Annotated in this window: 28 protein-coding genes; 10 read left to right on the top strand and 18 right to left on the bottom strand. The window is 62.0% G+C overall.

All coding sequences use genetic code 11. The annotated features are described in order from the left end of the window. Nucleotides 1-60 precede the first annotated feature (60 nt). The 8 genes from gvpM to BB347_RS07240 all read right to left on the bottom strand — a co-directional run bounded on the left by gvpM (nucleotide 61) and on the right by BB347_RS07240 (nucleotide 5,013). Nucleotides 61-357 carry a gas vesicle protein GvpM gene (gene gvpM, locus BB347_RS07205; protein ID WP_076582318.1) on the bottom strand — a complete coding sequence of 99 codons (297 nt, stop codon included), beginning with the start codon at nucleotides 355-357 and terminating at the stop codon, nucleotides 61-63. Beyond that, a complete protein-coding gene (gene gvpL, locus BB347_RS07210) occupies nucleotides 354-1,256 on the bottom strand; it encodes a gas vesicle protein GvpL (protein ID WP_076582319.1) in 903 nt (300 codons plus the stop codon). Before gvpL ends, gvpM begins: the two co-directional genes overlap by 4 nt. Further along, on the bottom strand, nucleotides 1,253-1,597 hold the full coding sequence (locus tag BB347_RS07215; RefSeq protein ID WP_076582321.1) for a gas vesicle protein K: 345 nt from the start codon (nucleotides 1,595-1,597) through the stop codon (nucleotides 1,253-1,255). The genes gvpL and BB347_RS07215 overlap by 4 nt, the downstream gene beginning before the upstream one ends. Beyond that, nucleotides 1,594-2,226, bottom strand: coding sequence for a gas vesicle protein GvpJ (gene gvpJ, locus BB347_RS07220; protein WP_076582322.1), 633 nt, complete (start codon nucleotides 2,224-2,226; stop codon nucleotides 1,594-1,596). Before gvpJ ends, BB347_RS07215 begins: the two co-directional genes overlap by 4 nt. A 167-nt stretch (nucleotides 2,227-2,393) precedes the next feature. Then, entirely contained in the window at nucleotides 2,394-3,332 is a 939-nt protein-coding gene (locus tag BB347_RS07225; RefSeq protein ID WP_076582324.1) for a hypothetical protein, read from the bottom strand. Continuing rightward, the gene (locus tag BB347_RS19885) at nucleotides 3,329-4,132 is read right to left on the bottom strand and encodes an Hsp20/alpha crystallin family protein (RefSeq protein ID WP_076582325.1); all 804 of its coding nucleotides are present in this window, start codon (nucleotides 4,130-4,132) and stop codon (nucleotides 3,329-3,331) included. The genes BB347_RS07225 and BB347_RS19885 overlap by 4 nt, the downstream gene beginning before the upstream one ends. Beyond that, on the bottom strand, nucleotides 4,132-4,386 hold the full coding sequence (gvpF, locus tag BB347_RS07235) for a gas vesicle protein GvpF (RefSeq protein WP_076582327.1): 255 nt from the start codon (nucleotides 4,384-4,386) through the stop codon (nucleotides 4,132-4,134). Before gvpF ends, BB347_RS19885 begins: the two co-directional genes overlap by 1 nt. A 3-nt stretch (nucleotides 4,387-4,389) precedes the next feature. Then, a complete protein-coding gene (locus tag BB347_RS07240; protein WP_076582328.1) occupies nucleotides 4,390-5,013 on the bottom strand; it encodes a GvpL/GvpF family gas vesicle protein in 624 nt (207 codons plus the stop codon). A 426-nt stretch (nucleotides 5,014-5,439) separates the two neighbouring features. On the opposite strand from BB347_RS07240, the gene gvpA reads away from it, so the two are divergent. The 4 genes from gvpA (at nucleotide 5,440) to BB347_RS07260 (ending at nucleotide 7,924) form a co-directional block, all read left to right on the top strand. Beyond that, nucleotides 5,440-5,724: a gas vesicle protein GvpA gene (gene gvpA, locus BB347_RS07245; RefSeq protein ID WP_076582330.1), complete on the top strand. Its 285-nt coding sequence runs from the start codon at nucleotides 5,440-5,442 to the stop codon at nucleotides 5,722-5,724. 6 nt (nucleotides 5,725-5,730) lie between these two features. Continuing rightward, complete coding sequence (gene gvpN, locus BB347_RS07250) at nucleotides 5,731-6,768, top strand: gas vesicle protein GvpN (RefSeq protein ID WP_076582331.1); 1,038 nt, start codon at nucleotides 5,731-5,733, stop codon at nucleotides 6,766-6,768. 84 nt (nucleotides 6,769-6,852) lie between these two features. Further along, entirely contained in the window at nucleotides 6,853-7,428 is a 576-nt protein-coding gene (gene gvpO / locus BB347_RS19590; protein ID WP_076582333.1) for a gas vesicle protein GvpO, halophile-type, read from the top strand. Between the two features lie 163 nt (nucleotides 7,429-7,591). Further along, nucleotides 7,592-7,924, top strand: coding sequence for a CHY zinc finger protein (locus tag BB347_RS07260; RefSeq protein ID WP_076582335.1), 333 nt, complete (start codon nucleotides 7,592-7,594; stop codon nucleotides 7,922-7,924). A gap of 125 nt (nucleotides 7,925-8,049) precedes the next feature. Here the strand turns inward: BB347_RS07260 and BB347_RS07265 are convergent, their stop codons facing one another. Further along, nucleotides 8,050-8,442, bottom strand: a complete 393-nt coding sequence (locus BB347_RS07265) for a DUF7344 domain-containing protein (RefSeq protein ID WP_076582336.1) — start codon at nucleotides 8,440-8,442, stop codon at nucleotides 8,050-8,052. A gap of 240 nt (nucleotides 8,443-8,682) precedes the next feature. Here BB347_RS07265 and BB347_RS07270 point away from each other — a divergent pair, with 240 nt between their 5' ends. Together BB347_RS07270 and BB347_RS07275 are read left to right on the top strand one after the other, a co-directional pair. Continuing rightward, complete coding sequence (locus tag BB347_RS07270) at nucleotides 8,683-9,864, top strand: DUF7504 family protein (RefSeq protein WP_139327024.1); 1,182 nt, start codon at nucleotides 8,683-8,685, stop codon at nucleotides 9,862-9,864. Beyond that, on the top strand, nucleotides 9,861-12,011 hold the full coding sequence (locus BB347_RS07275; RefSeq protein ID WP_076582340.1) for a hypothetical protein: 2,151 nt from the start codon (nucleotides 9,861-9,863) through the stop codon (nucleotides 12,009-12,011). Before BB347_RS07270 ends, BB347_RS07275 begins: the two co-directional genes overlap by 4 nt. A gap of 135 nt (nucleotides 12,012-12,146) precedes the next feature. Here the strand turns inward: BB347_RS07275 and BB347_RS19980 are convergent, their stop codons facing one another. Beyond that, nucleotides 12,147-12,278, bottom strand: a complete 132-nt coding sequence (locus tag BB347_RS19980; RefSeq protein ID WP_449289607.1) for a DUF7503 family protein — start codon at nucleotides 12,276-12,278, stop codon at nucleotides 12,147-12,149. 285 nt (nucleotides 12,279-12,563) lie between these two features. Between BB347_RS19980 and BB347_RS07280 the strand changes: the two genes are divergently transcribed. Next, nucleotides 12,564-13,001 (top strand): universal stress protein, encoded by a 438-nt coding sequence (locus BB347_RS07280; RefSeq protein WP_076582342.1) that lies wholly within the window; start codon nucleotides 12,564-12,566, stop codon nucleotides 12,999-13,001. Between the two features lie 29 nt (nucleotides 13,002-13,030). Here the strand turns inward: BB347_RS07280 and BB347_RS07285 are convergent, their stop codons facing one another. After that, on the bottom strand, nucleotides 13,031-13,732 hold the full coding sequence (locus BB347_RS07285) for an RAD55 family ATPase (protein ID WP_449289608.1): 702 nt from the start codon (nucleotides 13,730-13,732) through the stop codon (nucleotides 13,031-13,033). A 335-nt stretch (nucleotides 13,733-14,067) separates the two neighbouring features. Here BB347_RS07285 and mutS point away from each other — a divergent pair, with 335 nt between their 5' ends. Continuing rightward, the gene (gene mutS / locus BB347_RS07290) at nucleotides 14,068-16,869 is read left to right on the top strand and encodes a DNA mismatch repair protein MutS (protein ID WP_076582345.1); all 2,802 of its coding nucleotides are present in this window, start codon (nucleotides 14,068-14,070) and stop codon (nucleotides 16,867-16,869) included. Nucleotides 16,870-16,931: 62 nt separating this feature from the next. Here mutS and BB347_RS07295 read toward each other — a convergent pair whose 3' ends face one another. Both BB347_RS07295 and nucS read right to left on the bottom strand, forming a co-directional pair. Further along, nucleotides 16,932-17,390 carry a DoxX family membrane protein gene (locus BB347_RS07295; protein ID WP_076582347.1) on the bottom strand — a complete coding sequence of 153 codons (459 nt, stop codon included), beginning with the start codon at nucleotides 17,388-17,390 and terminating at the stop codon, nucleotides 16,932-16,934. Between the two features lie 107 nt (nucleotides 17,391-17,497). Next, nucleotides 17,498-18,277: an endonuclease NucS gene (nucS, locus tag BB347_RS07300; RefSeq protein ID WP_170872013.1), complete on the bottom strand. Its 780-nt coding sequence runs from the start codon at nucleotides 18,275-18,277 to the stop codon at nucleotides 17,498-17,500. A 152-nt stretch (nucleotides 18,278-18,429) separates the two neighbouring features. On the opposite strand from nucS, the gene BB347_RS07305 reads away from it, so the two are divergent. After that, a complete protein-coding gene (locus BB347_RS07305) occupies nucleotides 18,430-19,107 on the top strand; it encodes a hypothetical protein (RefSeq protein WP_076582348.1) in 678 nt (225 codons plus the stop codon). Between the two features lie 12 nt (nucleotides 19,108-19,119). On the opposite strand, the gene BB347_RS07310 is transcribed toward BB347_RS07305, so the two are convergent. After that, entirely contained in the window at nucleotides 19,120-19,602 is a 483-nt protein-coding gene (locus BB347_RS07310; RefSeq protein ID WP_076582350.1) for a hypothetical protein, read from the bottom strand. A gap of 332 nt (nucleotides 19,603-19,934) precedes the next feature. Between BB347_RS07310 and BB347_RS07315 the strand changes: the two genes are divergently transcribed. Continuing rightward, nucleotides 19,935-21,869 (top strand): beta-CASP ribonuclease aCPSF1, encoded by a 1,935-nt coding sequence (locus tag BB347_RS07315; RefSeq protein WP_076582352.1) that lies wholly within the window; start codon nucleotides 19,935-19,937, stop codon nucleotides 21,867-21,869. Nucleotides 21,870-22,434: 565 nt separating this feature from the next. Here the strand turns inward: BB347_RS07315 and BB347_RS07320 are convergent. From BB347_RS07320 to BB347_RS07335, 4 genes are read right to left on the bottom strand one after another with little or no spacing between them, the layout of a single operon-like run. Further along, nucleotides 22,435-23,238 carry an ABC transporter permease gene (locus tag BB347_RS07320; RefSeq protein ID WP_076582528.1) on the bottom strand — a complete coding sequence of 268 codons (804 nt, stop codon included), beginning with the start codon at nucleotides 23,236-23,238 and terminating at the stop codon, nucleotides 22,435-22,437. Then, a complete protein-coding gene (locus tag BB347_RS07325; protein ID WP_076582354.1) occupies nucleotides 23,231-24,109 on the bottom strand; it encodes an ABC transporter permease in 879 nt (292 codons plus the stop codon). The genes BB347_RS07320 and BB347_RS07325 overlap by 8 nt, the downstream gene beginning before the upstream one ends. Further along, on the bottom strand, nucleotides 24,106-25,257 hold the full coding sequence (locus BB347_RS07330; RefSeq protein WP_076582356.1) for an ABC transporter ATP-binding protein: 1,152 nt from the start codon (nucleotides 25,255-25,257) through the stop codon (nucleotides 24,106-24,108). The genes BB347_RS07325 and BB347_RS07330 overlap by 4 nt, the downstream gene beginning before the upstream one ends. A 41-nt stretch (nucleotides 25,258-25,298) precedes the next feature. After that, nucleotides 25,299-26,429, bottom strand: a complete 1,131-nt coding sequence (locus BB347_RS07335) for an ABC transporter substrate-binding protein (RefSeq protein WP_076582357.1) — start codon at nucleotides 26,427-26,429, stop codon at nucleotides 25,299-25,301. Nucleotides 26,430-26,603 lie beyond the last annotated feature (174 nt).

Below are 26,603 nucleotides of genomic sequence, written 5' to 3' on the forward strand. Positions count from 1 at the left end.
GAATCGGAGTCGATACTGCGTATCGATTCGGTGATCCCGTCTCCGAGAGAACCCGATAGTTTACGAGTCGCGTCGGACGTGGCTACTTCCGACGGCGATTTCGTCTCGCTCTCTCGCTTGCAGGCGCTGTTCTCGATCGTACCCCGGATCGTCGACCCCTCGGTGCTCGCGATCCCACTCTCGGAAGAAGCCGTACTCCGTCATCGTGTCCATCCCCGCGAGGGCCGCGGAGAGTTTGAGCCCGACGAGGGGAATGCCGGCGACCGAAACGATCACGTCCGCCCGAAGGACGGCACCGTCTCTGAGCAACACGTCGATGACGTCTACGAGCGCATCGTCGTTCTTTTCCGGTTTCATGGCTGTGATCGTGCGTTCGTCGCGTCCTCACCACCGCCCAGTTCGGGGGCGAACGTGTACGGCGGCCACGGTCCCGTGAATCGAACCTCGAGGCCGTCGTGGGCCGCCACGTCGTCGAGCACCGACCCGATCGACGATTCGTCGGTTTCGTGTGCGAGGACCGTTAGCCGACAGAGCGTTTCGCCGTCGTCCGTCTCTCCAGCACCGGCGATATCGTCGGAGATCGACGCACCGGCTTTTCGCTCGAGGGCGTGGACCTCCCGTGCGTGCTCGTCGAGTCGCGTCTGGAGGTCGGCGGTGATCGATTCGCGACGATTCGCCCGGACTTCGGTGAGTCGCTGATCGAACTGTTTCTCGAGTAAGAAGGCCGTGCCGTCTTCGGACCCGCTCATCTGTTCGTCGAGTTCGCGCAATCGCTCGTCGTGGTCGATCAGCGCCTCGTCACTGATCGGCTCGGTTTCGACGACTTCGATTCGATACTCCCAGTGGTCCGCGAGCCCCGAGAGCACCTGCTCGAGCGTGTCGGATTCGGAGCGAATCCACTCGCGGACGCCCTCGTCGTCAGATTGGAGGATCGTGTCGAACTGGAAGGGGACCGGCGTGCCAAACGCCTCGCCGGCCTCGTCGACGACCGTCTGGTGGCGGACGAGCCAGCGTCTGATCTGTGCGAGATCGTCCGAATCGTAGATCTCCTCACAGGCGTGAACGACCGCGCCGATGCCGTCTTCCGTGACGACCGAAACGGGTTCGCCGTCGACGCCCGTCGTCTCGAGCGTCGGTTCGTCGCTCTCATCGACCCGTACGAGGCAGTACAGATACCGCCCGTCGTCGATCGACGGCACGGCGTCTGCCTCGGCGTGGTCGTTCGCTCCGTGCTCGTCGCTTCGATCCGAACTCACGCGTCATCACCCTCGAAGACGGAGTATCCGGGCGAGTTCGTGTTCGTCGTCTTTCCGTGTAGTTGTTCGATCGCATCGCTGACGAGGCCGTCGAGGTCTCCGCGGAGATTGTCGACGCTGTCTTCGATCCCTTCGTCGGATTTGAGCTGGTCGAGTTCGGCCTCGATCCGCGCGAGTTGTTGGCCGAGGCGTTCGATCTCCTCGTCGGAGAGGTCTCCCGATTCCATGCGACGAACCGCCTCGCGCTCTAAGGCGTCCATCAGGAGTTCGACGACAGTGACAACGAGCGACATCAGCCCCTCTCTCGCGTCTTCGCCGTCGCCGACGTCGATCTGTTTCATGTATCGTGGGCCCCCGCACTCGTCGCTTCGGTGGGTTCGTCCTCGTCTCCGGTCTCCTCGGCTGTCTCGCTTCCGCTATCTCCGTCGGCTCCGTCGGCCTCCGATTCGTCGCTGAGGAGGTCGAACCCGCCGCTCGTCGGCTCACGCGGGTCTGGCCGTGCGTTGAAGTGGTCGGTACCACGGTCGGACTCGTCGCTTTCGGTTCCGGTTTCGAATCCCTCGAGTCCGTCGAAGACGCTCGAGGCCGCTCGCTCCTCGCCGTCGCTCGATTCACCGTCTTCCGTTTCGGACTCGCTCGAGTCGTCGTCATCCTCCTCGGTCTCGTTTGGAGTGACGTTGACGGATCGCGTCGGATCGATCGGCGGCGCTGGCCGATCCATCTCGGCGAGTTCCGGCTCTCCGGCGGCCGCGGCAACGCGGCGCATGTCGGTTCCCTCCGGGAACTCGAGGCCGTACTTCGCCGCGGTTTCGAAGGACGCGATTGCGGCGCGAATCTGGACGCCGAGGAGTTGGGTGTCGCCGATCGAGACGGCGATGTCAGCGTTGATGACGATGCCTTTGTCGAGGAGCATCTCCACGACTTCTGCGAGGTCTCCGCGATGTCGTCGCGGTTGGAATTCAGTACTCATGTGACTCACCCCCTATAACGGAGCGGGCTTGCTGGAGTGGCTGGGTCGGTTGCACCGCTGCTCCGACCGGTGTGATCTGTGAATTGAACGGTCGACTTTCGTGATCCGGCGGCCGGGTGGTCGACGCAGTTGGGTGGTTCACCTCGTTTCGGCTGGTTGGTATTCGGTCAGTCATGTTGTGATCTCTTTCGTTCTCGTTCGATTTCGAATCGACGGCCGTAGATGCGCTTGAAGCCGGAGGCAGTCGAGCCCTTGACCTGTTTCGGAACCGTCGAGTGGAGCGTTCCACCGCCGGTGTCTCTGCTACCCAGTTGCATCGTCGAAACGGCCGTTGGATTGCGCGAGTTCGTTCGCGAACCCTCCTGGCTCGTCTTCTTTCGATTCTCTTCAACGATATGCTCGAACTCCTCGTGGGTCTCGAGGAGGGCCTCGCGGAACGCTTCGATCCCTCTCATTGCCTGCTGCTGGATGGCGACCTGATAGGCTTCTGGATCGTCCTCGATGTCGATATCTCCGAGCAGTTCCATGGCTTCCTCTCCGTCGAGATCCGTCTCGAGGAGGCCGTCGTCATCGTCGCCGTCATCGTCGTCACCGAGCAGACTCTCGTCGTCGTCGGAGACCGTTTTGGCAGCCTTCGCAGCCAGTCCGTCGTCGTCAGCGTCGTCGGCGAGGTCCTCGACGGCGTCGTCGACGGCCCGTTTTTGCTCCCAGACTTTGCCGAGATCAGCCGCGTCCCAGGTGTTGAGCAGGTCGATGGCCGAGAGCACCTGCGAGAGGTCGACGACGTCCGTTGCCCCCGTCTCTTCGTCGGCGATCGCTTCCGGGATAGCCTCTCCTTGAATCGCATCCAAGAGGTCGTGAGCGTCGACGGCCTCGGGGAGGTCGCTCACGTCGAGCGTTTCGAGCATCGTTTCGACCTCCGAGACGACCGTCGTGATCTTCTCGACGTCGCCGAGAAGCGACTCGAGGGTGCTGTCCTCGAGGGAGTCGAGATCGTCGACTCCCTCGAGCGTCTCAGTCACTCGCTCGAGGCTCTCCGTCCCGTTCTCGAGGAGCGTCTCGAACGCGACGTCGCCGGCTTCCTCGAGTGAGGAGTCGTCGCTCACGGTGTGTTCCCTCCGTTCGGGTCGGACCGGCCTTCCTCGTCACCCTCGTGTGCGCCCTCGTCGATAGGCTCGACCTGGACGGTGAGGATGCCGTTTTTGATCGTCGCGTCGGCCGTTCGGTCGCGCCAGGGGACCTCGACTCGATCGAGTTCGGTTCCCGAAATGGCGACGACGAGCGCCGAGTCGTCGAAGCCGACGGTGACCTCGTCCGGGTCCGTGCCGGCAACGTCTGCCGTAACGGTGAGTTCGTCGCTCGTCGTTCGGGTCGTCAGATGTGCCCCCGACGTGGGAGATTTGCGACGTCGCGTTCGTGATCGGGACTGTCGATCCGGACGCTCGTCCGTTCCCATCTCGGGTGACGATGGACGCCGTCCCCCCTCGTCGGGACGATCCCTCCCCGACCTGATCGAGATATCGTAGTCGAGCACCGTCCGATTCGTTCGCCGCCGGCCGGACGCGGCTCCGCGCTCGAGTGACTCCAGCGCCGAGAGGAGACTCGAGAGCCAGTTCCCCTCCCGATTGGTCGACTCCTCGCGCGTCGATCCGACGGGGACGTGGCTGGCGTCGCCGTCCGCTCGGTCGCCGTCTTCACCGGGGTCGTCTGCGTCTGCTGCGTCGTCGGACGCTGCACTTTCGTCGGTCCCGTCGGTGTCGTCGAGGCCTGTCCCCCTGTCGGAACTGGCGACCTCGTCAAACTCTTCGGTCTCGTCGACCTCGTCGGCGTCGTCGATATCGACGGAGTCGTCGTGCTCGTCTGGCGATTCCTCGCGTCGGTCGTTCGAGTCGTCTGGCGGTGTCATTAGGATTTTACCTCCACGCGACCGCTCGTGAGCCGTTGGTGGACGTCCCGCGCGATTTCGATCTCTTCCTCGAGTTCGCGTTTGCGACGCCGGTACTCCTCCTCGGGGCGCTCGCCGAGTTCGTACAGCAACTGGTTCTCCTTTAGTTCGTCCTGTAAGGCCTCGATATCGTACATCTCGTTGAGCGCCATCGTGTGCAGTGAGTTGACGATGTTGACGAACGGCCGGAACAGGAGGTCGTCGATGATGAACATGGTCTACTGTTGAGTGCCGATCGCCACGTCGACGAAGCTATACGGCGCGAACGGACCGGTGTAGCGAAACATCAACTCGTCGTGCTCCGCTTCGAGTCGGGCGACGGCGTCGTCGAACGTCTCGCGGTCTTCCTTCGCAACGAGATACGACTGATTGAGCACGAGTCGGTCGCTAAACAGCCCGTTTGGAACCGACTGGTCGGCGATGGACTCGAGTTCGTCGGCGACGGCTTCCTCAATCGCCTCCTCGTTAACGTCGGCGTCTTCCTCGCGGACGACTTTCAACCCGAGTTCGATTCGACCCTCGATGTCGTTTATCGCGCGGCGAAACGCCGGTCGCGCACCCCGAAGGATGTTTTTCAACGCGCGGTCGCTCTCGAACGCCATGCCGAATTGCATCGGAACGATGGTCCGTCCACCGTCGCGTTCCATGATTTCTCGGAGGATTTCGTCGTGACGTTGTGCGTCTTCGTCCGTCTCCTCGGGATCGGTCGTGTCGATGTCGGAGACGACCGCATTGAGCCGACGGTGAGACACCGTGTACACGTAGTCTGCTCCGCCGACGGCGTCGGCTTCGAACTCCACCGGATCGTCGTTCATGACGCCGTAGACGTAGCGGTTCGTCATCCGTTGCTCACCCCGATTCGACTCGGTCGAGTTCGCCTGCGAGAGCCACCAGCGTGTGCTGCGTGGCTGGTTTTCGGTGAACGTCGGCTACCGGCCAGTGAGTGCTGTCGAGTCGTCGCGTTCGATCGAGAGATCATGGATAGGGAGCGTCGACTACCCGAATGGATGTGCGTCAACGCGCGCGACGTGAGGTGCACCCGCGGGTACTCGAGGAACACGTCACGTGAGATTCGATACCACGATGGGTTATCGTGGTGCTTGCAGGTGCAGCCGCGAATTGAGTAGTCGTCACGGAGTGAGCGTTCCACTAAACTGACTGTACAGGTCTCCTACCAGTCGATGGTCGCATTTCCCAAATATGTGAGGGCGGCTTGCACGTGCAGCGCAAGCCGTGTTAGGAAGTCGGAAAGAACGTGTCGCCGTAGTATGGCACAACCACAACGGAGACCCGACTCCTCGAGTCTCGCAGAGGTGCTGGATCGCATCCTCGACAAGGGTGTCGTTATCGATATCTGGGCTCGCGTCTCGGTCGTCGGGATCGAGTTGCTGACGATCGAAGCCCGCGTCGTCGTCGCCTCGGTCGACACCTTCCTCCACTACGCGGAGGAGATCGCAAAAATTGAGCAAGCGACGGCAGAGGGCGACCTCGAAGAACTCGAGGAACTCGAGGTCGAAGAACGTCCGGAATCGTCACCCCAGTCCGCTGGATAACACTCCATGGCCGACGATTCCTCGCGCAAGCGCAAGGTCAGAGGTCGAAAGATCAGGAGTGACCGCTCCGGGAAGGAGGGTCGGCGAGCGAAGAAGGAACTGGCCCGCAAGGCGTCCAAGGCCCGATCACAGAACGGCGACAGTCCGCTCTCCGATCCCGAGGAGGTCGAACCGGAGCCGTTCGTCGAGACCGACGCCGTCACGTCCGTGCGAAACCGGATTACGGGCTGGTTACGAGCGGATCAGCCAGTCCACCTCATCGGTCCCACGGGCTGTGGGAAGACCGCGCTCGCGCTCTCGGCGGCCGCAGAGCGTGGCCGGCCGGTCGTCTGGCTCAACGGTGACGAAGCGGTCGACACCGCGGCGCTCGTCGGCGACCACGCCGGCGGCGAGCGCTACAAAGAGGACGACCGCTTCGTCAGCGGCGTGAGCAAGCAAACGGAGATCGTTCGCGAACGATGGGTCGACAACCCACTCTCCGTGGCCGTCCGAGAGGGCGCGACGCTCGTCTACAACGAGTTCTCCCGAAGCGATCCCTCGGCCCACAACGTCTTGCTCTCGGTCTTCGAGGAGGGCGTCCTCGAGCGACCGGGCAAACGCGGCGAGGATCGATCGATCGACGTTCACCCCGAGTTTCGAGCGATCGTGACCTCGAACGACGTCGAGTACGCGGGCGTCCACGAACAACAGGACGCGCTGCTCGATCGCTTCGTCGGCGTTCACGTCGACTACCACGACGAAACGACCGAGCGAGAGATCGTCGACTCGCACGTCGACCTCTCCGAGGCGGACGTCGAAACGATCGTGAAGACGACGCGAACCCTGCGCGAGGACCTCGAGGTCGTCGTCGGGACGCGAGCGGCCATCACGGCCGCGAAAGGCCTCGCCGTCTTCGAAGACGCGCGCCAGAACGGTGCCGCCGACGGCGAGTTCGACGACGACCTACTGACCGACGTCTTCATGGACGTGCTTGCGCCGAAAATCGCCGGCGAGGGCCCGGACGATATCGAAGCGTTGCGCACACAGATCGCCGAGTCGGTGTAACTCCCCTCTCTCTGCACGAGGGGCGTCGAGATACCGACTCGAGGTGCCAGCCACGAACCGACGACCAAAATTTACCAGACGCCAATGGCCGAAGCCGATACAGAGCAGTCGACGGATCAGTGTAAGGCGCTCACTGCGGACGGTGAGCGCTGCTCGCGGCCGGCCCGGGAGGATGGCTTTTGCTACCAACACAACGAGAGTGACCAGACAGTGAGTGACAGTCAATCAGCACAATCGGAACAGGACGAACAGGAATCAGACTCAGCGGACGAGCAACAATCAGAATCCGAAACCGAGGAGGAGTCCCGAAGCCACTCGCTCGGCTCGGTCGAGATGAGCGACGAGGAGAAGACGGATCCCGACGAGGTCGACGTCGATGTCGAGACCGAACACGACCAGATCGCCGGCGTCCTCGGCGTTCGCCAGTCCGTCCAATCGTCTGCCGGCGAACTCATCGGTCGGGAGTTCGACGCCGTCAGCGAAATCGTGCCGACCGACGACGGCTGGCGTGCGGTCGTCGAAGTGATCGAACGCCGCTCGGTCCCCGACACGCAGGACATCATCGGTCGCTACGAGATCGAACTCACCGAAGACGCCGTCGTCCACGGCTACCGCCGACTCGATCGCTACCGTCGCGGCGATACGGCAGCCTTCGAGTAACGCCGTCGATGAGTCGACCAGGCCGTCGCTCGTGATTCGATTACGAGTTTCCATCGTGCGTCGACTATGAGTACCCTGACACGTCGACTATCGGTCGGGTGTCCGCTCGAGTTCGAGAACGCAACGGCGAAATAGCACGCTCGTGTAGCGGCGACTACGATCCGTGTCTACTCACTCCGTCCGCGGGCTGACTGTCGACGACGACACTCGGTGTACACACTATCGAACCGACCGAGACGTCGTCGCGTTCAAATTCGACTGCTGTGAGCACTATTATCCCTGTTTTCGGTGTCACCAAGCCGTCACCGATCACAAAGCGATTCCCTGGCCGAGCGATCGATTCGACGAACCCTCGGTGTTGTGTGGTGTCTGTGCCACCGAACTGACCGTTCCGGCGTACCTCGAGGCCGACCATCGCTGTCCGTCGTGTGACGCACCGTTCAACCCTGGCTGTCACGAGCACGCGTCGCGCTACTTCACACCTGGTGATCGATGAGTCGATCGACCGGTGTGGCTCGGACAAAAAGCGACGAAACGTGAGGAAGATCACACGGGAGTAAAACGGCGACGAAGCGTGCGCGAAGCCCAAAACGGAGACGGGTGATGGTGACGGGATGAAGGCTACTCGTACTGGATCTCTTCGATATCTTCACACGTTTCGACCAATGCTTTCAACGTGTCCGGAAACGTTCGACAGCGGATATCCCCATTTCGCGAATCGAAGTCGATCGCGCCGATTTCGGCCAGTTGCGGGAGGTCTGAGTGGTGAAGATTCAGTTTGATCTCCTCGTACACTGGCTGTGGAATGTCGTCGATCGGTTTTCCTTCGCGTGCAACTGCAATCCTCGAAGCGAGCGTCTCGAGGTCTGTAGCGTCGACCGAATGGAGATGATAGATCAGAAATCGGCGTTCGCTATCCGCGAGCGCGTGCAAGATTTCGTCGACCCAGTTGCGTCTCTCCTCGCTTGCGCCGATCGGAATGTTTCCGTTCTCCGGCCGATCATCACCGCTCATAGTAGGACGAATGCCGTGGATAAATAAAAGTAAGCGGGTAACGGCCGCTTCAGCGGCCCTAACGCGTCGTTTAGTAAATACGTTACATCTTATCTTTCTCGGGGTACCCAATCGAATGATTCACGTCGGTGCGACCCCTGTAGTACCCATATGGAAATCGACGAGGTGGACTGCCGCTGGCCGTTCCCGATACGCAGTGCGCCTCAGGTGACGCACGCGGTCGACCTGGGGAATGTGCACGTGGCCTCAGCGCTCGTCGTCCCTGCGACGAACATACTGGATACCGATCCATACGAGCTTTCCGCACTCTACGATCGTATCGATCCCGACAGTGTGGATCAGCTGTTGGATTCTATTCCGCGTGAGTCCCCGACCGGACTCCGCGTCGCGGTCGAGTCGTCGTGGGAGGACGCATCCGTGGTCGCCACGGATTCGGGCCACGTTGCAGCCTATCCGTCCAACCGAACCCCCAATCGGTTGAACCCCACAGCCCAGATTCACCACGAGTGGTCGGACGACCCCTCGCTCGTCTGGTCCATCGGACGGGCAATTTCGACGGCCGCGAGCGACGCTGTGACTGGCACGGATTCGAGTGCCAAACCCTCCACCGCCGATATCGCCGACTCGCTCCTCGAGCAACTCGATGCCGACGCCCTCGAGCGGACACTTCACCCGCGGTTGACCGACGAGCGCACCGACAGCCGACTGCTCCTCTCGACGAACGGATACGAAGTCCAGATCGAACCCGATGGCACAATCGCTACTGAACCGTCGCTCACAGTGTTAAAACGGGCCGGCGGAACCGTTCTCGTCGTGGGCTCCGTTCCAGAGGACGCGTTCGATCGTGCCACGGCGACGTTGCTCGGCTCTTCGGACGAAGAGAACACCCCACTGTTCGTCCACCACGGCCAGAATGTGGCGACGGCCCGACGACGGCTCTCGATGGCCGGTCACCCACAATCGACGGCCACCGTTCTCGACCATCGTCCCTCCGCCACTCGATCGACGGCCGCCGCCCCCGGCGGGGACAGCCCGCTCGACCACGACGCAAGCGGTCCGACCGTTATTTCTCATACCGACAGCATCGAATCCCTCCCCGGGGCCGTTCACAACGCGATCGTCGACGGTGAGTTGTCGGATCGCGGTCAGTTGCGAGTCGGCGTCGATTCCGTTCACTCGATGCTCGAAGCGACCTCTCTCGAGCGGACGCAAGCCGTCATCGACGGAATCGGCCGGGAGGTTCGTGAACATCGGGGAATCGCCCATTTCCACCTTTCAGCTCCGAGAGACGGCGACGCAGTGGCCTCGCTCGAGCCGTTGTTCGATGCGGTCGTCGAGTTGCGAGTCGGCGACGTCGACGTCGAACAGCGGTGGCGTCTGACCGAAACCGGCTACGAAACCGCCTGGTTTCCGCTTCCATGACCGTCGAGTTCCGCGCGAACGAGGACGGGCCCGGAATCGTCGCCGTCGATAGCGTCGAAGGCCGCCAGTTCTCGCTCTCGACCGACGAACCTGTCTCACTCACGCCGGCTAGTCGTCCCTCGTTTAGCGAGCCAGTCGATGCAGTCACGAGCTGTCACATTAGAACAATCACGTTACCGTACGTCGTTCCGGTCTTCGTCCGTGAGGCGGACGAGACGCTGCTCGTCGAGTGCGATAATTTCACACACGAGAAGCTTCCTGCCGGTGAGTACGAAATCGAAATTGCCGCGGCGATCAAGTTCTTCCTGCGAGTGTCGGGACCCGTGACCGTCCAGTCGCTAAGCGACAGTATGCACATCTCATTCGACGAGACAACTCGCGTGGAACTGGCCGCGCAGTCGTACTCCGAAGGACCGACAGCCACGGTTACCACGACAGCCGATCCGGAAGACGTGATGGCGGCAGTGTCGACGTTCGGTTCCTCACTCGAGACGACCAGTCCGGAACGGTCGTTTCCGTCACAGCGAGGCCATCCACCCCAACTCGAGCTCGGTTCGACGCTGATGATCCCCGATTCGATCGACGTTCCGGAGACGGGACTCGAAATCGAGGTACCACCGGAGCTCCCGGCCGTCTACGCGGTCGCTTCGCTTTCGTATTACCTCGGCGCTCGAGTGGTTCCGGGTTCGAACCCTCGCCTGTTGGCTAACGGAACGGAAATCGTCTCACTCGCCGACTCGAGTGAGATCCGGGGAGAGCCTACCGGCGTCGATACGTCGGAGACGAACGCTGAGCGCACACCGCTCGAGCAAGCGGTTACTGACGTGTTACAACACGTATTCGTGCTGGACTGTATCGTTCGGACGGAGGGACAGTACCCGATCGATCTCGCTGAACGAAGGCAACTCGAGGAGCGCGTCGACCTCCCGTTGGCGACGCTCTATGCGGCACCGATCGCCGAGCGAGTGACGACGTACATGGACGTCCCATTCGATGTCACGGACGACCTCGTCCCAACGTGGCAGCTTTCGACGCACGTCTCGCCGGATCCCGACTCGGTCGAGATTCTCTCCTACGCGGCGAATACGCTGTCACTGATCTCTGTCGAGCACCAGCACCAACAGGTCGAGGCGGCACCCGAACCGCCCGGATACGGCGCGCTCATCAGGAGCATCTCCCGTGAAACTGAACCCGTAGAACCAGCCGTCGAGCCGTCTTACATTCGGATTTCGTCGTCCGAAACGCTCGAACAGGCCTGGTTCGGCGAGGGTCGCTCGGTCAACGCGAACGATCTCTCTATCGAGAGCGTTCAAAATCGGTTCACGTCAGAACCCGCCGACGGCCCGATCGAAATTGGTGTCGTGTGCAACGAAGCGCAGATGGTCTCCGAGGTGAGCGAGGAGGCGCTCTACGGTGATCGAAAGGACCTCCCGTTCGACATATCGTCGTACCGAAATCTCTCGTGTCGCGAACTCGAGAACGTGCTTCGGAGCGACCTCGACTTCCTCCACTACGTCGGCCACGTCAACAGATCCGGGTTCGTCTGCCACGACGGCACGCTCGACGCGAGCGACCTCGAGGGGGTCGGCGTCGACACGTTCTTGCTCAACGGCTGTCGGTCGTACGATCAGGGGCAGGTGATGATCGAACGCGACAGCATCGGCGGCATCGTCACCACTGGCGCGATCAACAATACGAAAGCGATTCCGGTCGGACGGCTCATCGCCGGACTGCTCAACAGAGGGTACTCGCTGCGTTCGGCGCTGACCGTCGTCAGTCAACGACACACGGTGGACGGGCGCTACACCGTCATCGGCGACGGTGGGATCCAGATCGCTCAATCGGAAAATGGGACGCCGAATCTCCTGCAGATCGATCGGGCATCGGACGGGCACGGCTACGACGTTCGGATCGCAACCTTCCCCGTAATCGGTCGCGGAATGGGGTCGTGTTACACGCCGTACGCGCCGAGCGTCGATCGATATTTCCTCGTCGGCGGCGACCTCCCGACGCTTACGATGTCGCTTCCCGACGTCGTCTCGTTGCTCTCACTCGAGCGGGTCCCCACCGTTATCGACGGGGAGTTCAGGTGGTCGACCGACATCGCGCCGACAGAACTTCCCGGCAGAGATTCAGACGCCGAGTAATTCGGGGTTACTGCTCGAGGATGCTAGCGCGACTCGCTCGAGGGGGTGTCGTCTGGGACCGATACGTGCGAGGCTGGTGTCCTATCGACGATGTCCGCAAGAAAAGCCGTTCGAATTCGAAACTGGTGAGCGCACTTACGAGATTGTTCCACCGTTCGCTGCAGCTGCGGTTCCGGCCTGGGAAATGAGCAGGCAAATCGTAAACAGCGCGCCGATTAATCGTGGGTTGTTCGCCAGGTAATCCGTGCATGAGTTTCTCTCGGACATTGCAACTGATCATCAGGAGGGTGTTATTGTGGGCTTTTTGGTTTTAAACGCCGAATGAAATAATATTCCAATGGAGTAATTAAATAGAAATAGTTGATTTACTTTGTCTAGTCATCCCGTAGCCTACTAATTAGGGAGCAATGGTCGATTACTACCGGTCGTTTCCTGAGGGTTACGCTCGAGGGATTCGCCCAGGAGGTTTATCGGGTTGAGCAGTCCTCGTAACGTTCCCGTGTGGCGACTAGCATGGGCAAGAATCACCTCTTTACGCGTGGTATGGCACCTATGAACGCGACCGGCGAGTTCGACGATATCCTCGTCCCGACTGACGGAAGCGAGGCGGCCTACAACGGTGCCCAGCAGGCGATCAAATTGGCCCAACGAAACGGTGCGACTGTACACGTCCTGTACGCGATCGACATGGGCGACGCCGACTTCGTCGCTGTTCCAAGCGATATCAAAGAAACACGAACACGAATCGAAAAGAAAGGACAGACGTTCGTAGCGGAGATCGAGGCACTCGCGGATGATGCCGGGGTCGAGACCGTAACGACGGTCACGCCGAATACGCCCCTCCAGGCTATTCGGGAGTACGTCGACGAGCACGGCATCGACCTCGTCGTCATGGGCAAACGCGGCCGATCTGACCCGGACAAACCACTCATCGGTTCGGTCACGAATCGAGCGATCGGCGAACTCGACGTTCCCGTATTCACCGCGTGAACGCCGTTCGATATCGCCCTCAACGCGTTTCAGGACAGCGTGATCGACCGCGAGGTATCGACGCTGACGCCGCCGTCGAAGTTCAACTCGAGGGGTTCGGAGAGGACAGGTCCAAATCGATTCTTCTCGATCGAGAGATAGTGCTCGATAGCAGCATCGGTTCGCTCACTCGAGAGTGTCCAGACCGAGTCAGAAACGTTGAGCGTGTGTTCTCGATTCGTGATTTCCGTCGGTTCCAGTTGCTCGTCGTTGAGCACATGGACGTAGAGAACGTGACCCGCGTCGTGGACGATCGATTGCACTCGCGTGAGAAACTGTAGATACTCCTGTTCGGACTCGTCCTCGAGACGGTTGATCGAGTCGAGGATGATCGTCGTTGGAGCGGACAGTGCAGCAATCTTCTGCTCTACAGCTGAAAGCGGCGTTTCGAAGTCTGCGAACGTGATTGTCACCGAGACGCTCTCGGGTTGGTGAGTACTGGAACCCGAGGCGGACGTCCTCGAGCGAGGGCGCGTTGACAGTGCTTCGGCGTCGGTTAACCACTCACGAACCGCCTCGGGCGTACGAACCGTCGAGATATACAGGACGGTTTCGGCAACGGTCAGTTTCCGTAACAGGATCTCTCCTTCGGTCATCGGGTCTGTCAATAGACTTATGATAGATCCGTTTGGGACACCTCCGTTGAACAGTCGGTCCAAAACGTCGAGACCGGTGAGTTGGGATTCGTTCATTATCTGTGAATTAGAAACACAGCGTTATAACTCCACGCGTTACGAATGGGAATTACCTCCTCTCAAACTCTCTACCCCGTTCACACCCCGTCTTCTGAAATCAGTCTCGACTCGAGATAGTAGTACTAACTATCTTATGCATTTATAAAAAGGAAGCGGCGAGACGAGTCGAACCTGGCTACGTTCTCTCCCCAAATCATCTCTCTCAAACACAATTGTTTTCTGATACTTATTGGCCTCCCTCGGCTAACGCGTCGCCGTCTACTACCGCGTCGTCTCGAGTCGACCGGTTGATCCAGCAAGCTATTTCCGCGTTCGGGGCCGGCATTCTCGGTATGGATCCGGCGCTTGGCCCGCCCGAAAAGATGGCCGAGAAACGCGACGAGTTGACGCCGATGATGCGTCAGTACCACGATCTCTGCGCCCGCTACGACGACGCGCTCGTGCTCTTTCAGGTCGGCGACTTCTACGAGGCATTTTGTGGGGCCGCCGAGCGAACCGCCCGCCTCCTCGAAATCGCCCTTACCAGCCGGGAGGACAGTACCGGCGAGTACCCGATGGCGGGCATTCCGATCGACAACGCCGAGTCGTACATCGAGACGTTACTCGAGGCCGGCTACCGAGTCGCCGTCGCCGATCAGGTCGAAGAACCGGGTGAGTCACCGGGGGTCGTCGAACGGGCCGTGACGCGAGTCATCACGCCGGGAACGCTCACCGAGGACGAACTCCTCGCCAGCGACGACAACAATTTCGTCGCCGCTCTCGCCGGCGACCCACACTCGAGCGGACAGACCGAGGACGAACTCGCGCTCGCCCTGCTCGACGTCTCGACGGGCGACTTTCTCGCGACGAGTTCGAGCGCGAACGAGACCATCGCCGACGAAGTGAGTCGGTTCGATCCGTCGGAAGCCATCGTCGGGCCCAACGCACCGACGGATCTGCTTCCCGAGACGTGCATGGTGACGCCGTTCGACCCGAACACCTTCGAACGCGAGCGCGCAGAAGACACCCTCTCGCAGTACGTCCGTAATCCCGACGCGCTCCTGGCGAGTGCGGTCGAAATCAGCGTCTGCGGCGCGTTGCTCGCGTACGCGGAGTACGTCCGCGGCGGCGCTCACGAGGGCGAACGCGGCGAGGACGAGCGAAGTGGCGGCGACGATGGCGACGGAGCCAACCGAGGAGAGTCCGCCGACACCAGTTCCGAAGAAACCCGTCTCGAGTACATCACCCACCTCACGCGCTACGACCCGAGGGAGTACCTGCTGCTCGACGCCGTCGCGCTCGAGAGTCTGGAGTTGTTCGAGCCGCGAGCCGTGCAGGGTCGCGAAGACGCGACGCTCGTCGACGTGCTCGACGAGACGGCCTGTGCACTCGGCGGCCGGCGGCTTCGCGACTGGATCCGTCGCCCGCTGCTCGAGCCCCGACGGATCGACGCCCGACTCGACGCCGTCGAGGAGTTACAATCGGACGTCCAGACGAGAGAATCGCTACACGACGACCTCCGGGCCGTCTACGACCTCGAGCGACTGATCGGACGCATCTCGCGCGAACGAGCGAACGCGCGCGACTTGCGTTCGTTGCACGACACGCTAGCCGTCGTCCCCGACGTTCGCGAGAACCTGGCCGACGCCGACTGCGAGCGCCTGCTGGACCTTCACGAGCGTCTCGATCCTCTGGCCGACGTGCGCGAGTTGATCGACGGCGGTATCGTCTCGGACCCGCCGATCGAGATCACGGAGGGCGGAATTATCGCCGACGGTTACGACGAGCACTTAGACGAGTTGCGATCGACCGCCCGCGACGGCAAACAGTGGATCGACGACCTCGAGGACCGCGAGCGCGAACGGACGGGAATCGACTCGTTGAAAGTCGGCTACAACTCGGTTCACGGCTACTACATCGAGGTGACGAACCCGAACCTCGAGTCGGTGCCCGAGAACTACGAGCGCCGACAGACCCTCAAAAACTCGGAGCGATTCGTCACCCCGGAACTCAAAGAACGAGAGGACCAGATCGTCGGGGCAGAAGAGCGCGCCGACGAGCACGAGTACGAACTCTTCCGTGAGATCCGCCGGAGGATCGCGGACGAAGTCGAACGAGTCCAGGACCTCGCGGACGCCCTCGCGACGCTCGACGCGCTCGTCTCGCTGGCGGACGTCGCCGCACAGTACGATTACTGCCGCCCCGAACTACTCGAGCACGAGACGGGCGACGATGGTTCGGGCCTCGAGATCGAGATCGACGGCGGTCGTCACCCAGTCGTCGAGCGAACGCAGGAGTCGTTCGTGCCAAACGACGCGCAACTGACGCCCGAGCAGCGACTGGCCATTATCACGGGGCCGAACATGTCGGGCAAGTCGACGTACATGCGACAGGTCGCACAGATCGTCTTGCTCGCACAGGTCGGGAGCTTCGTTCCGGCGACCGCCGCGCGACTCACTCCCGTCGATCGGATCTTCACTCGAGTCGGGGCGAGCGACGATATCGCGGGCGGTCGCTCGACGTTCATGGTCGAGATGGACGAACTCGCGACGATTCTCGAGGAGGCCGACGAGCGCTCGCTGGTCTTGCTCGACGAGGTCGGTCGGGGAACCTCGACGGCGGACGGACTCGCCATCGCCCAGGCGATCACCGAGCACCTCCACGACGACGTCGGCGCGACGACGCTCTTCGCGACCCATCACCACCCGCTGACGGAACTCGCCGACGACCTCGAGTCGGCGTTTGCCCTCCACTTCGAGGTCGAACGGTGCGACGACGACGTCGTCTTTCACCACGATATCGCGCCGGGTGCGGCGACCGGTTCCTACGGCGTCGCGGTCGCCACCGTTGCGGGGGTTCCCGACGAGGTCGTCGAACGCTCGAGAGAACTGGTTGTGGACGCGGCCGAACGCGATAGCGGGGTTAGTCTCGAGGGTGGCGACGGAGGTGAGCGGGACGATCCAACCTCGGCAGTCGCGAGCGCCGACGGGGGCGAGTCGCCTGTCGAGTCGCGACCCTCGTTAGGTGACGAAGCGGACGCCGACGAGGTACCGGCCGACGTGGCCGACGAACTCCGGGCGCTCGATCTCGCACACCTCACGCCCGTCGAAGCGTTAACCGAACTCGATCGATTGAAACGGTTACTCGAGGAGTGACAGTCGCGAGTGAATCTGGGGCTACTCTCCTGAGAACGTCGATTATCGACTGTACTCGAGTATCACTCCGATCGCTGGCCAACCTTGAGGAACGCGAGCGCGGCACCGAACAGTGCCATATTCTTCAGGAAGTGAATCATCTCCTGTTGTTTCTGCTCGGGGTCGTCGACGTTCCAGAAGTCGTGCATCACCGGCGTGACGCCGAGCAGAAAGCCCGCGACCGCTGCGGCGGCCGCCGCTGGCACGCGCCAGAGTGCGACGCCGAGGCCACCGACGAGTAAACCCGCACTGATCGTGGGAACCGAGAGCCCCGGCTTGGGGGAGTCCTTCGCCTCGGCGTACGCGATTCGTTCCTCGAGATTCCGCAGGTTGTCGAGCGCGTTGAAGGCGAGAATGCCGCCGAAAAGTGCCCTCCCGAGACGGAAGATCGGCGTCTCGGTAACCGGCGCTGTCGAACTCGAGTCGGCGGATTCGTCGCTCGAGCGATTCTGTCGTGCGGTCGACCCCGATCGTACTCGCATGGATATCACCCACAGTTCGAGGGGGAGTAGGTGTCCGGGTAGCAGGTGCATGGATCGCCGATGAGATCGGACCCCGTCGAAGCGAAACCGATCGATGGAGAACCGGGCTACTGCGAGTCGCTGGGTGGCTCGAGCGAAACGAACTCGAGGCCGTGTTCGCCCAGCAGTCGACTGGCCCGGTCCGTGACGGAGGGGGCGACCAGAATCCCCCGCAGCGAAGCGTCGGCGTGGAGGTCACGCTCGAGCGCGTCGACGTACCGCCGGAGTTGGCCGACGGCGTCCGGCCCGACGCGGCGGCGTTTGAGTTCGACGACGACCGTCCGTCCGGCCGTATCCTCGCCGTAGATGTCGATCGCACCCGCCGGCGTTGTCCGTTCGGTTGCGAGGGGCGTAAATCCGGGCTCGAGCAGGTCAGGGTTCTCGAGTATTCGCGTTCGAAGGTCCGCTTCGGTCCCCGAAAGCGTGAGGTCAGTTTCGTCGGTTCCGGAAAACGTCGACACCTGCAACACGCGCTCGAACTGCACGAGGAGGTGTTCCTCGGGTGTCGAGCGCTGGCTCTCGAGGACGAGGGTCGTCTCGCTCGCCGTCTCCTCGGTATCCTCGCAGTACACCTCGTGCTCACAGCCCGGGGGCTGCCAGTTGACGGGCTGTTGGCCCTCGTCGGTGTGGACGAGCGTCGTCCCGTCCGGTTTGACCATCACGTGTCTGTCGCCCGCCTCGAGCGTACTCGAAGCTCGTCCGTCGTACTCGACCGTACAGTGCCCGAAGATCGTCACGAGGGCCTCTCGGTCGATTCCGGCGGCGATCGCATCGCAGGCGGCCTCGAGCGAGGGCTGCTCGAGGGTGATTGCGGTCGACGATTCCACGGACGGCTGGCCGGATGTCACTGGAGAGTCGTAGCCGACCGATCCCTAAAAGCACCCCGGACGGTCGGTGGGTGCGTCCGACAGCGAACCGATCCGAGGCCACGACAGGACGATTCGGGTGCGCACAGCGAGTACGAGGGTTTATTCGCCCACGCCCCTGAAATCCGGCCACGATGACACCCGATCCGACCCGACGCCGTGTACTGCAATTGACCGGCGCGGGGGCGACCGCATCACTCGCTGGCTGTAGCTCACTCGTCGGTGACAACGACGAGGAACTCGAGGCCGACGAAGAGCCGGATATCGAGCCGTCCGAGGGCGTAACTGCCCTCACGCACCCTCCCGAAGAGGAGATGATGGAACTCCAGGAGGAGGTGATGGCTGACGTCGAAGCCGGCGAGATTGACGAAGCCGAAGTCGAACAGGAGATGATGTCCCGTCAACAGGAGGTCGTCATGTCCACCGCGGTCGAGTTCGAATCGGCGCACGCCGACGACGACGATATTACGATCGAAGCCGGCGTCGGTGAAGAGGGAGCGTTCTTGTTAACGGGGTCGGAGGAACGCTTCATCGAATTGCTCCAGGAAGGTGAGATCGACGGCCTGCTCGCCGGCGAGGAGTACGAAATAGCACTGGGAGCGGACGACGGTCAGCCCGAACCGGAGCCCGAACCGGAGCCCGAACCCGACGAGGACGAAGTGGAAGACGATGACGACAGCGATGAAACGGACGAAGACGAGTCCGAATCCGACGACGATTCGGACGACGAGGACGCCGACGACTCGAGCGACGACGGTGACAGCGATGCGGGCGACGACGGTGACAGCGACGCGGGCGACGACGAAGCGTAGTCGACGCGACAATCAGTCAACGCTAAACGGACTCTCGCGCTCGGTCCAGTCCCAGCCGGGAATCCGCTCTTGGAACCCGGCAGCGAGGGCCGCCTCGAGGTCGTCGACTCCCGCATTTTCGCTTTCGGATCCGTGTACCTGCAGATCCGCGTAGTGAAACGTCGCCTCGCCGAGTGTCCGTAACGGTTGCGTGCCGGCGATCGTCGCGGCGAGTTCGCGGCCGAGGAGTTCGTCGACGACGAAGCCGGGATAATCGCCCTCGACGTCGAGTTCTCGGAGGATGGCGACCATCGCGGCGACGTTGACCGCGAGGTCGCCGTCTGCGAAGACAGCGTCGACTTCCTCGAGATACTGTTCCTCGGTGACGTGATCGACATCCGTTTCGAAAATATGCCCGAGATCGTCTCGCACGTCGTTTATGATGGGAACGACGGTTTCAGCCTGTGTTGCGACCCAATCGCGTTCCGAAGCGACGCGTGCCGGTGTGAGGTGCATAGCTCCCCGTTCGTGTCGGAGATCCCTGGTTTTTGCGAAGGCTTATATACGACGCAAAGAATAGCGTCGAATAAGCGGGTTCTCCCTGGCATCTTCCCGCACGAACCAGGACACCGACCTGGGAGCGTGTTCGTCACAGCACGGGACAACGCGATGATTCGGGATCGTAAACTGTCTACGACAGACGGTGTTTCACGACGGCGCTCGACGATACTGCGTCTGATACGTCGTGTCGATCGTGTTATCAATGCGTTCGTCGGTCCCCGATCACTCGACTCCCATTCGACACGTATTCCAGTCGGCGAGTTCACGCAAGCCACAATTGGCGACATATGAGTACTGTAGAGCAGCAACTCGACGATTTGCAAGCAGAGATCACGAGCGAGCTACCGGCCGACATCTCGGTCTCCTCGGTGAAATACGAAGGCCCCGAACTGGTGGTCTACACGCGTGACCCGAAGAAGTTCGCCCAGAAGGGCGACCTCATTCGAAAACTCGCGAGTAAGCTTCGAAAGCGGATCACCGTTCGTCCCGACCCGAGCGTGCTCTCGCGGCCCGAAGAGGCTCGCGAAGAGATCATGGACGTCATTCCGGAAGAAGCCGGCGTGACCGACCTCGATTTCCACGCAGACACCGGTGAGGTCGTCATCGAAGCCGAAAAGCCGGGCATGGTGATCGGCCGCCACGGCTCGACGCTCCGCGATATCACCAAGAACGTCGGCTGGACGCCCGAAGTCGTTCGAACCCCACCGATCGAGTCCTCCACGGTGTCGAACGTCCGGAGCTTCCTGAAGCAAGAACGCGACGAGCGACGGGACATCCTCGAGACGGTCGGCCGACAGATCCACCGCGAGGAGATGTCCGACGACGAGTACGTCCGTATCACGACGCTCGGGTGCTGTCGCGAGGTCGGACGCGCCTCGTTCATCCTCTCGACACCCGAAACGCGGATTCTCGTCGACTGTGGTGACAAACCCGGTGCGGAAGGCGAGGTTCCCTACCTCCACGCACCAGAGGCTTTCGGCGCTGGTCCACAGACGATCGACGCTGTCGTCCTCACGCACGCCCACCTCGACCACTCCGCGCTCATCCCCCTCCTGTTCAAATACGGCTACGACGGGCCGATCTACTGTACCGAGCCAACGCGAGACCTGATGGGACTGCTCACGCTCGACTATCTCGACGTCGCCACCAAGGAAGGACGCTCGCCCCCATACGAGAGCGAGCAGGTTCGTGAAGCGATCAAACACTGTATTCCACTCGAGTACGGCGACGTCACGGACATCGCGCCCGACGTCAAACTCACCTTCCACAACGCGGGGCACATCCTCGGCTCGGCTGTCAGCCACTTCCACATCGGAGACGGCCTCTACAACGTCGCGTTTTCCGGTGACATTCACTACGAGGATACCCGCCTGTTCAACGGGGCGACCAACGACTTCCCGCGCGTCGAGACGCTCGTCTTGGAGTCGACGTACGGTGGTCGAAACGACTACCAGACAGACCAACAAGACTCTGAGGAAACGCTCAAGGAAGTCATCACGGAGACCTACGAGCGTGGCGGCAAGGTCGTGATTCCCGCGTTCGCAGTCGGTCGTTCACAAGAGATCATGCTCGTCTTAGAACAGGCGATGCGCAGCGGCGACATCCCCCGGATGCCGGTCCACCTCGACGGAATGATCTGGGAGGCGACAGCGATTCATACGACCTATCCCGAGTACCTGCGCGACGACCTCCGGGATCGGATCTTCCACGACGACGAGAACCCGTTCCTCGCCGAGGAGTTCAACCATATCGACGCCGGCGAGGAGGAGCGACAGGACGTTGCGGACGGCGAACCCTGCATTGTCCTCTCGACGTCGGGGATGGTCACCGGCGGTCCGATCATGTCCTGGCTCGGCCACCTCGGTCCCGACCCGGACTCGACGCTCGTCTTCGTCGGCTACCAGGCCCAGGGGACCCTCGGCCGTCGGATCCAGAACGGCTGGGACGAGATTCCGACGAGCGAAGTCGGTGCCATGGGCAACGGCGGCGGTCGCGGCACCCTCGAGCTCAACATGGATGTCGAAACCGTCGACGGCTTCTCCGGCCACGCCGACCGCGCCGGCCTCGAGAACTTCGTGAAGACGATGAACCCCCGGCCCGAGAAAGTCCTCTGTGTCCACGGCGACGAACGCTCGACACAGGACCTCTCGAGTGCGCTCTATCACGACTACAATATGCGGACGTTCGCACCGAAGAACCTCGAGACGTTCCGCTTCCTGTAACGGCTCTCCGGAAACGAGGGGCGTTTCGAGATACGAACAATCACAACGCGATTCTGAGCGGGCTCGTAACCGCTTAGCAGCGGTCGCTCCCGCTTTTATTCCACGGGAAGAGGCACCTGCTCGCGTCGCTGCACGAGCAGTGACTTCCGAGCCCGGCTCACGTCGGTCGCTGCGAGACAACTGACCCACACCACAGCGCGCCACACGAGTCTGCGAGCCACGCGAGTCTGCACGCCACGCGAGTCTGCACGCCACGCGAGTCTGCACGCCACGCGAGTCTGCACGCCACGCGAAGCGCCTGCCCTCCCCCGTGCCTCGAGCACTCGCCTCAACTGGAGGCGAGCGCGCTCGTCGGCCGGGTCGACTGCCCGGGCAGCGACGGTCAACGGGAGGTCGACCGGTAGTCTTGAAGCTGCCCGTATCCGGTTCGACTCGAGACGAGTCAACAACCGAGTAGCACAGCCGCCGCTACCGCGATTCGGTTCAGCTGCGGGCCACCACGAAGGCGGTCGACTCGAACTCAGTCGGCGGCGAACACGTCCGAAAAGCCGGTGTGAGTCGCAATTTAGGAGAGTTGCTTCGAAACCCACTCGAGGTTCGTCGCGATCACGGCGAGCACGAGCGTGCCGAGCGAGATGAGGATGAGGAACGTCGAGACGACGCTCACCATCGGATCCATCGCCTGCCGGAGTTCGGTCCAGGCCAGGACGGGAATCGTCTCCGTGCTGGACGTCGAGAGGAACAGCGCCATCACGAACTCCTGAAGGCTGATGATGAACGCGAGCAGGCCACCGACGAAGACGCCGTGTTTCACGTTCGGAAGCACGACGTGGACGAACGACTGGACGGGGCCGGCACCGAGGTCGTGAGCGGCGTCTAACTGTTGCCAGTCGAAACGGCTGAACACCGACCGCATCACGAAGTAGACCAGCGGCGTCGCCCAGAGGGTATGTGCGAGGATGATGCTCGCGTACGAGCCCCGAAGGCCGACTTCGTTGAAGTAGATCAGGAGCGTGATGCCGAGGACGACGGGCGGGATCAACAACGGCACGAGAACCAGCGGTGCGACCACGGTCCCTAACAGGCCGTCGTCGAACTCCTGGCCGAACGCTCCGAGGACGCCCAGCGCGGTCGCGAGCACCGCGGTGCCGACCCCGACGAGGATGCTGTTGGTAAAGGCCTCGAGCCAGTTGATCCGGTCGAAGAACTCGCCGTACCAGGCCAGCGAGAGATTCTCGGGCGGGAACGCGATTCGAGCCCCGTCCGAGAACGAGGTTGCGATGACGACTAACAGCGGCGTGACCATGAGCGCGAACAGCGCTAAGTAGCCGGCGCGGAACGCGACGGTTTCGACGGTTTCTCTATGCAAGTTCGAACTCACCTCCGAATCGGTTGAGGACGCCAAAGATCGCGGCAATGCAGAGTGACATCAGACCGAGCATGACGGCCGAGAGCGCGGCTGCGGTGGGGTAGCTCATATCGCTGAGCATCAACTGCTCGACGTAGATGGCGAACGTGATGTTGTTCGAGAGGAGTTCCGGCGCCGCGTACGCCCCGACGCTCCAAGCGAACGAGACCACCGTCGCCACGATGATTCCCGGCATCACTTGGGGTACGACGACCTCGAGGACCGATCGCGGCCGACTCGCCCCGAGGTCGCGGGCGGCCTCGACGACGTGCCAGTCGGTCGTCGCCATGACGCTGTAAATCGCCAGCACGGCGTACGGGAGGACGATGTAGAGCTGTGCGATGACGACGCCGACTGTGCTGTACAGCAGGCCGGCGGGTTGCAACAGCGGATCGAAGGCGTACGTCCGGATGACCAGCGTCGTGAGTAACGGGAGAACGACCGAAAACAGCAGGAGCGACTTTACGAGCCCGCTCGAGCGCCAGATCGCGTACGCGTAGAACAGCCCGATCGCGACGGAGAGCACCGTCACGACGGCACCGAGGAAAAACGAGTAGCCGACGATGCTCCAGATTAGGTCGGTGGCGAGGACCTGCTGGTAGGCCTCGAGCGACCACGTTCCGTCGGCGTACACCCCGTCGCTCGAGGGAGCGGCGAAGCTGATTCGCAACAGGATGGCGAACGGGATCACGAAGATCAGGAGTTCGAACACGATCAGCGGCGCCATGAGCAACAGCGCGCGACGCGACCCCGACTGGGTAGTCAGCCGGGACCAGGCGGAGCTAATCGGGTTCGACGGCGTCGACGTTGCAGTGGACGGTATCTCCGTCATGGGTTATAAAGTGGTACACGAGTTCCGTCCGCGCGAAATGCGAGGACGTCTTCGCTGTTCCACTCGAGGGTCACGTCGTCGCCGGCCGACAGCGACCCCGAACTCGCGTCCGTCCGTTCGGCGAACACCGACGTGCCGTCGATCGACACGGAGTAGCGAACGGTCGAGCCGCGATAGATGACGTTCGCGACCGTTCCCGTGACGGCGTTGGTCGTGCTGCCGTCGGTGACGGCCCGCTGATCGGCGGGCGCAGTTGCGTCGGTGCCGGGCTCCCCTCGGTCGATCGAGAGAATCTCCGGTCGCAGCGAGAGCGTGAGTTCGTCGCCGGACTCGAGGCCGTGGTCGCCGCTGCTCGGAAGAACCAGTTCGGCACCGAGTTCGGTTTCGACGGCGACCGTCTCTCCCGGCGATTGTACAATCGTCGCGTCGACGAAGTTGGTGTCGCCGAGGAAGGCTTCGATGAACCTGTTCTTGGGGTTCTCGTAGACTTCGTCCGGATCGCCGACCTGGATCAGCTCGCCTTCGTTCATGATGCCGATGCGGTCGGCGAGCGTGAACGCTTCGTCTTGGTCGTGGGTTACGTGGACGAACGTCTCCTCGAGGTCGTCGTGGATCTCGCGGAGTTCGATCTGCATGTCTTCCCGGAGGCGCTTATCCAGGTTCGATAACGGCTCGTCCAGCAACAGGACGTCCGGATTGACGGCGAGCGAACGCGCCAGCGCGACGCGCTGTTTCTGGCCGCCACTCAGCGTCGTCGGATCCTCGTCGTCGTAGCCGCCCATCTGGACGCGCTCGAGCATCGCTTGGGCGCGCTCCCGGCGCTCGTCTTTCGACACGTCGCGCATCTTGAGCCCGAAGGCGACGTTCTCCAGGACCGTCTTGTGCGGGAACAGCGCCCAGTCCTGGAACACGGTCGACGTGTTTCGGTCGTAAGCCGGCTGATCGGTGACGTCCTCGCCGTCGAGTCGGATCGCGCCCTCGGTTGGCGTCTCGAGGCCGGCGAGCATTCGCAACGTCGTTGATTTGCCGCTACCGCTCGGTCCGAGCAGGCAGAGCAGTTCGCCGTCGTCGATCTCGACGGACACGTCTTCGACGGCGGTGGTCTCTCCGTATCGTTTCTCGAGTCCCTGCAGGGTTATATCGGTCATGACTGTTGAAATGTAGTGAAATGGAAATCCGTGCGAGTTGTCTATGAGGAGTGTTGCATACTGTCGAACGCCTCGGAGAGTTCGCCGTCGTAATCCGAGAGGTACTCCCAATCCGGGAACGCGACATTTCGAGCCTCCTCGTCGGTCGTGGGGAGGTCGTTCTCGAGTTCCTCTGGATACTCGATGTTCTCGTTGCTGAACATCATCGGGTGGTCTTCGGCCCACTCCGACTGGACCTCGGCGTCCAGCAGGAAGTCGATGAACTCCTCGGCTTCGTCTTGCATGTCGGTGCCACGGACGACACACCAGTTGTTGATCCACCCCGTCGTCTGCTCGGGCATCGTGTGGGTCAGTCCGTCTTCGTCGTCGATGTCGTAGGCCGTCTGGTCGTAGTACCACTGTGCGACGTCGATCGCCTCGTTGTCGAACGCCTGCCAGATGTCCTCGCCGGAACTGGCCCACTCGTCGACGCCCCACTCGTCGACGCCGTCGAGGATCTCCTCGTGATTGGTATCGTCGTACATCTCCTCGGCCTCACCTTCCTCGCCCATCCCGAGCGCCGCGGCGTACATCGGGTACCACCAGAAGCCGGTGTCGATGCCGACGCCCTCGCTGTCGGCGACGGTGTCGCCGGAGAGGTCGGCCCACGTTTCGGGGTCGACGTCGGCGTCCTCGCGGTGGATGATCGTACAGGGCGCGCCGTCGACCGGCATCCCGTACTCGGGGTCGCGAATCTCCGTAAAGAAGTCCATGATCTCGTCTTCGTTGGAGATATTGTCTCGGTCGATCGGCTCGAAGAGGTCGTCCTGACGGCCGTAGTAGTAGAAGTTGCCCTCCGCGACGGTGACGTCGAACGGCGGATCGTCCTCGGGCGCGTTTCGGATCTGCTCTAAGACGCCGTCCCAGCCGCGTTCGATCTGGATCTCGGTGTCGTGGTCTGCCTCCCACTGACTCACCAACCCATCTTCGAACCGGTCAGCGTAGTTCCCGCTCCAGACCATCACGCGGAGCCCCTCGTCCCCACCGAAGAGTTCCGCACATCCCGCCAGCGCGGTGGCCGAACCGACCGCCGTCGCCGATAACAGCCCTCGACGCGAGATCGCCGACGCGTCGGCGACTGATTCGGAACCTGTCTCGCTCGTCTCTGCAACCCCATCTGGGTCTGCAGCCATTGGTGCTCCGGTTCTTCTTTGATGGCGACATAAAGACGTTGTGAACTCCGATGACGTGGACAGACGACTGCCGTCGGTCGAGGCCGACTCGAGCGTTCGTCTCGATTGACTATCCCCCAACCCAATCATGGATATGAGTCGGTCACTCCTCCGACACAGGCGTCAGTTCCATCG

It is taken from the genome of Natronorubrum daqingense (assembly GCF_001971705.1).
GTDB lineage: Archaea > Halobacteriota > Halobacteria > Halobacteriales > Natrialbaceae > Natronorubrum > Natronorubrum daqingense.

Coding starts and splice junctions, on each gene's coding strand:
- gvpM (WP_076582318.1), bottom strand. CDS start 357: ATGAAACCGGAAAAGAACGACGATGCGCTCGTAGACGTCATCGACGTG.
- BB347_RS07215 (WP_076582321.1), bottom strand. CDS start 1,597: ATGAAACAGATCGACGTCGGCGACGGCGAAGACGCGAGAGAGGGGCTG.
- gvpJ (WP_076582322.1), bottom strand. CDS start 2,226: ATGAGTACTGAATTCCAACCGCGACGACATCGCGGAGACCTCGCAGAA.
- BB347_RS19885 (WP_076582325.1), bottom strand. CDS start 4,132: ATGACACCGCCAGACGACTCGAACGACCGACGCGAGGAATCGCCAGAC.
- gvpF (WP_076582327.1), bottom strand. CDS start 4,386: ATGTTCATCATCGACGACCTCCTGTTCCGGCCGTTCGTCAACATCGTC.
- BB347_RS07240 (WP_076582328.1), bottom strand. CDS start 5,013: ATGACGAACCGCTACGTCTACGGCGTCATGAACGACGATCCGGTGGAG.
- gvpA (WP_076582330.1), top strand. CDS start 5,440: ATGGCACAACCACAACGGAGACCCGACTCCTCGAGTCTCGCAGAGGTG.
- gvpN (WP_076582331.1), top strand. CDS start 5,731: ATGGCCGACGATTCCTCGCGCAAGCGCAAGGTCAGAGGTCGAAAGATC.
- gvpO (WP_076582333.1), top strand. CDS start 6,853: ATGGCCGAAGCCGATACAGAGCAGTCGACGGATCAGTGTAAGGCGCTC.
- BB347_RS07265 (WP_076582336.1), bottom strand. CDS start 8,442: ATGAGCGGTGATGATCGGCCGGAGAACGGAAACATTCCGATCGGCGCA.
- BB347_RS07275 (WP_076582340.1), top strand. CDS start 9,861: ATGACCGTCGAGTTCCGCGCGAACGAGGACGGGCCCGGAATCGTCGCC.
- BB347_RS19980 (WP_449289607.1), bottom strand. CDS start 12,278: ATGTCCGAGAGAAACTCATGCACGGATTACCTGGCGAACAACCCACGA.
- BB347_RS07280 (WP_076582342.1), top strand. CDS start 12,564: ATGAACGCGACCGGCGAGTTCGACGATATCCTCGTCCCGACTGACGGA.
- BB347_RS07285 (WP_449289608.1), bottom strand. CDS start 13,732: ATGAACGAATCCCAACTCACCGGTCTCGACGTTTTGGACCGACTGTTC.
- mutS (WP_076582345.1), top strand. CDS start 14,068: ATGGATCCGGCGCTTGGCCCGCCCGAAAAGATGGCCGAGAAACGCGAC.
- BB347_RS07295 (WP_076582347.1), bottom strand. CDS start 17,390: ATGCGAGTACGATCGGGGTCGACCGCACGACAGAATCGCTCGAGCGAC.
- BB347_RS07305 (WP_076582348.1), top strand. CDS start 18,430: ATGACACCCGATCCGACCCGACGCCGTGTACTGCAATTGACCGGCGCG.
- BB347_RS07310 (WP_076582350.1), bottom strand. CDS start 19,602: ATGCACCTCACACCGGCACGCGTCGCTTCGGAACGCGATTGGGTCGCA.
- BB347_RS07315 (WP_076582352.1), top strand. CDS start 19,935: ATGAGTACTGTAGAGCAGCAACTCGACGATTTGCAAGCAGAGATCACG.
- BB347_RS07325 (WP_076582354.1), bottom strand. CDS start 24,109: ATGACGGAGATACCGTCCACTGCAACGTCGACGCCGTCGAACCCGATT.
- BB347_RS07330 (WP_076582356.1), bottom strand. CDS start 25,257: ATGACCGATATAACCCTGCAGGGACTCGAGAAACGATACGGAGAGACC.
- BB347_RS07335 (WP_076582357.1), bottom strand. CDS start 26,429: ATGGCTGCAGACCCAGATGGGGTTGCAGAGACGAGCGAGACAGGTTCC.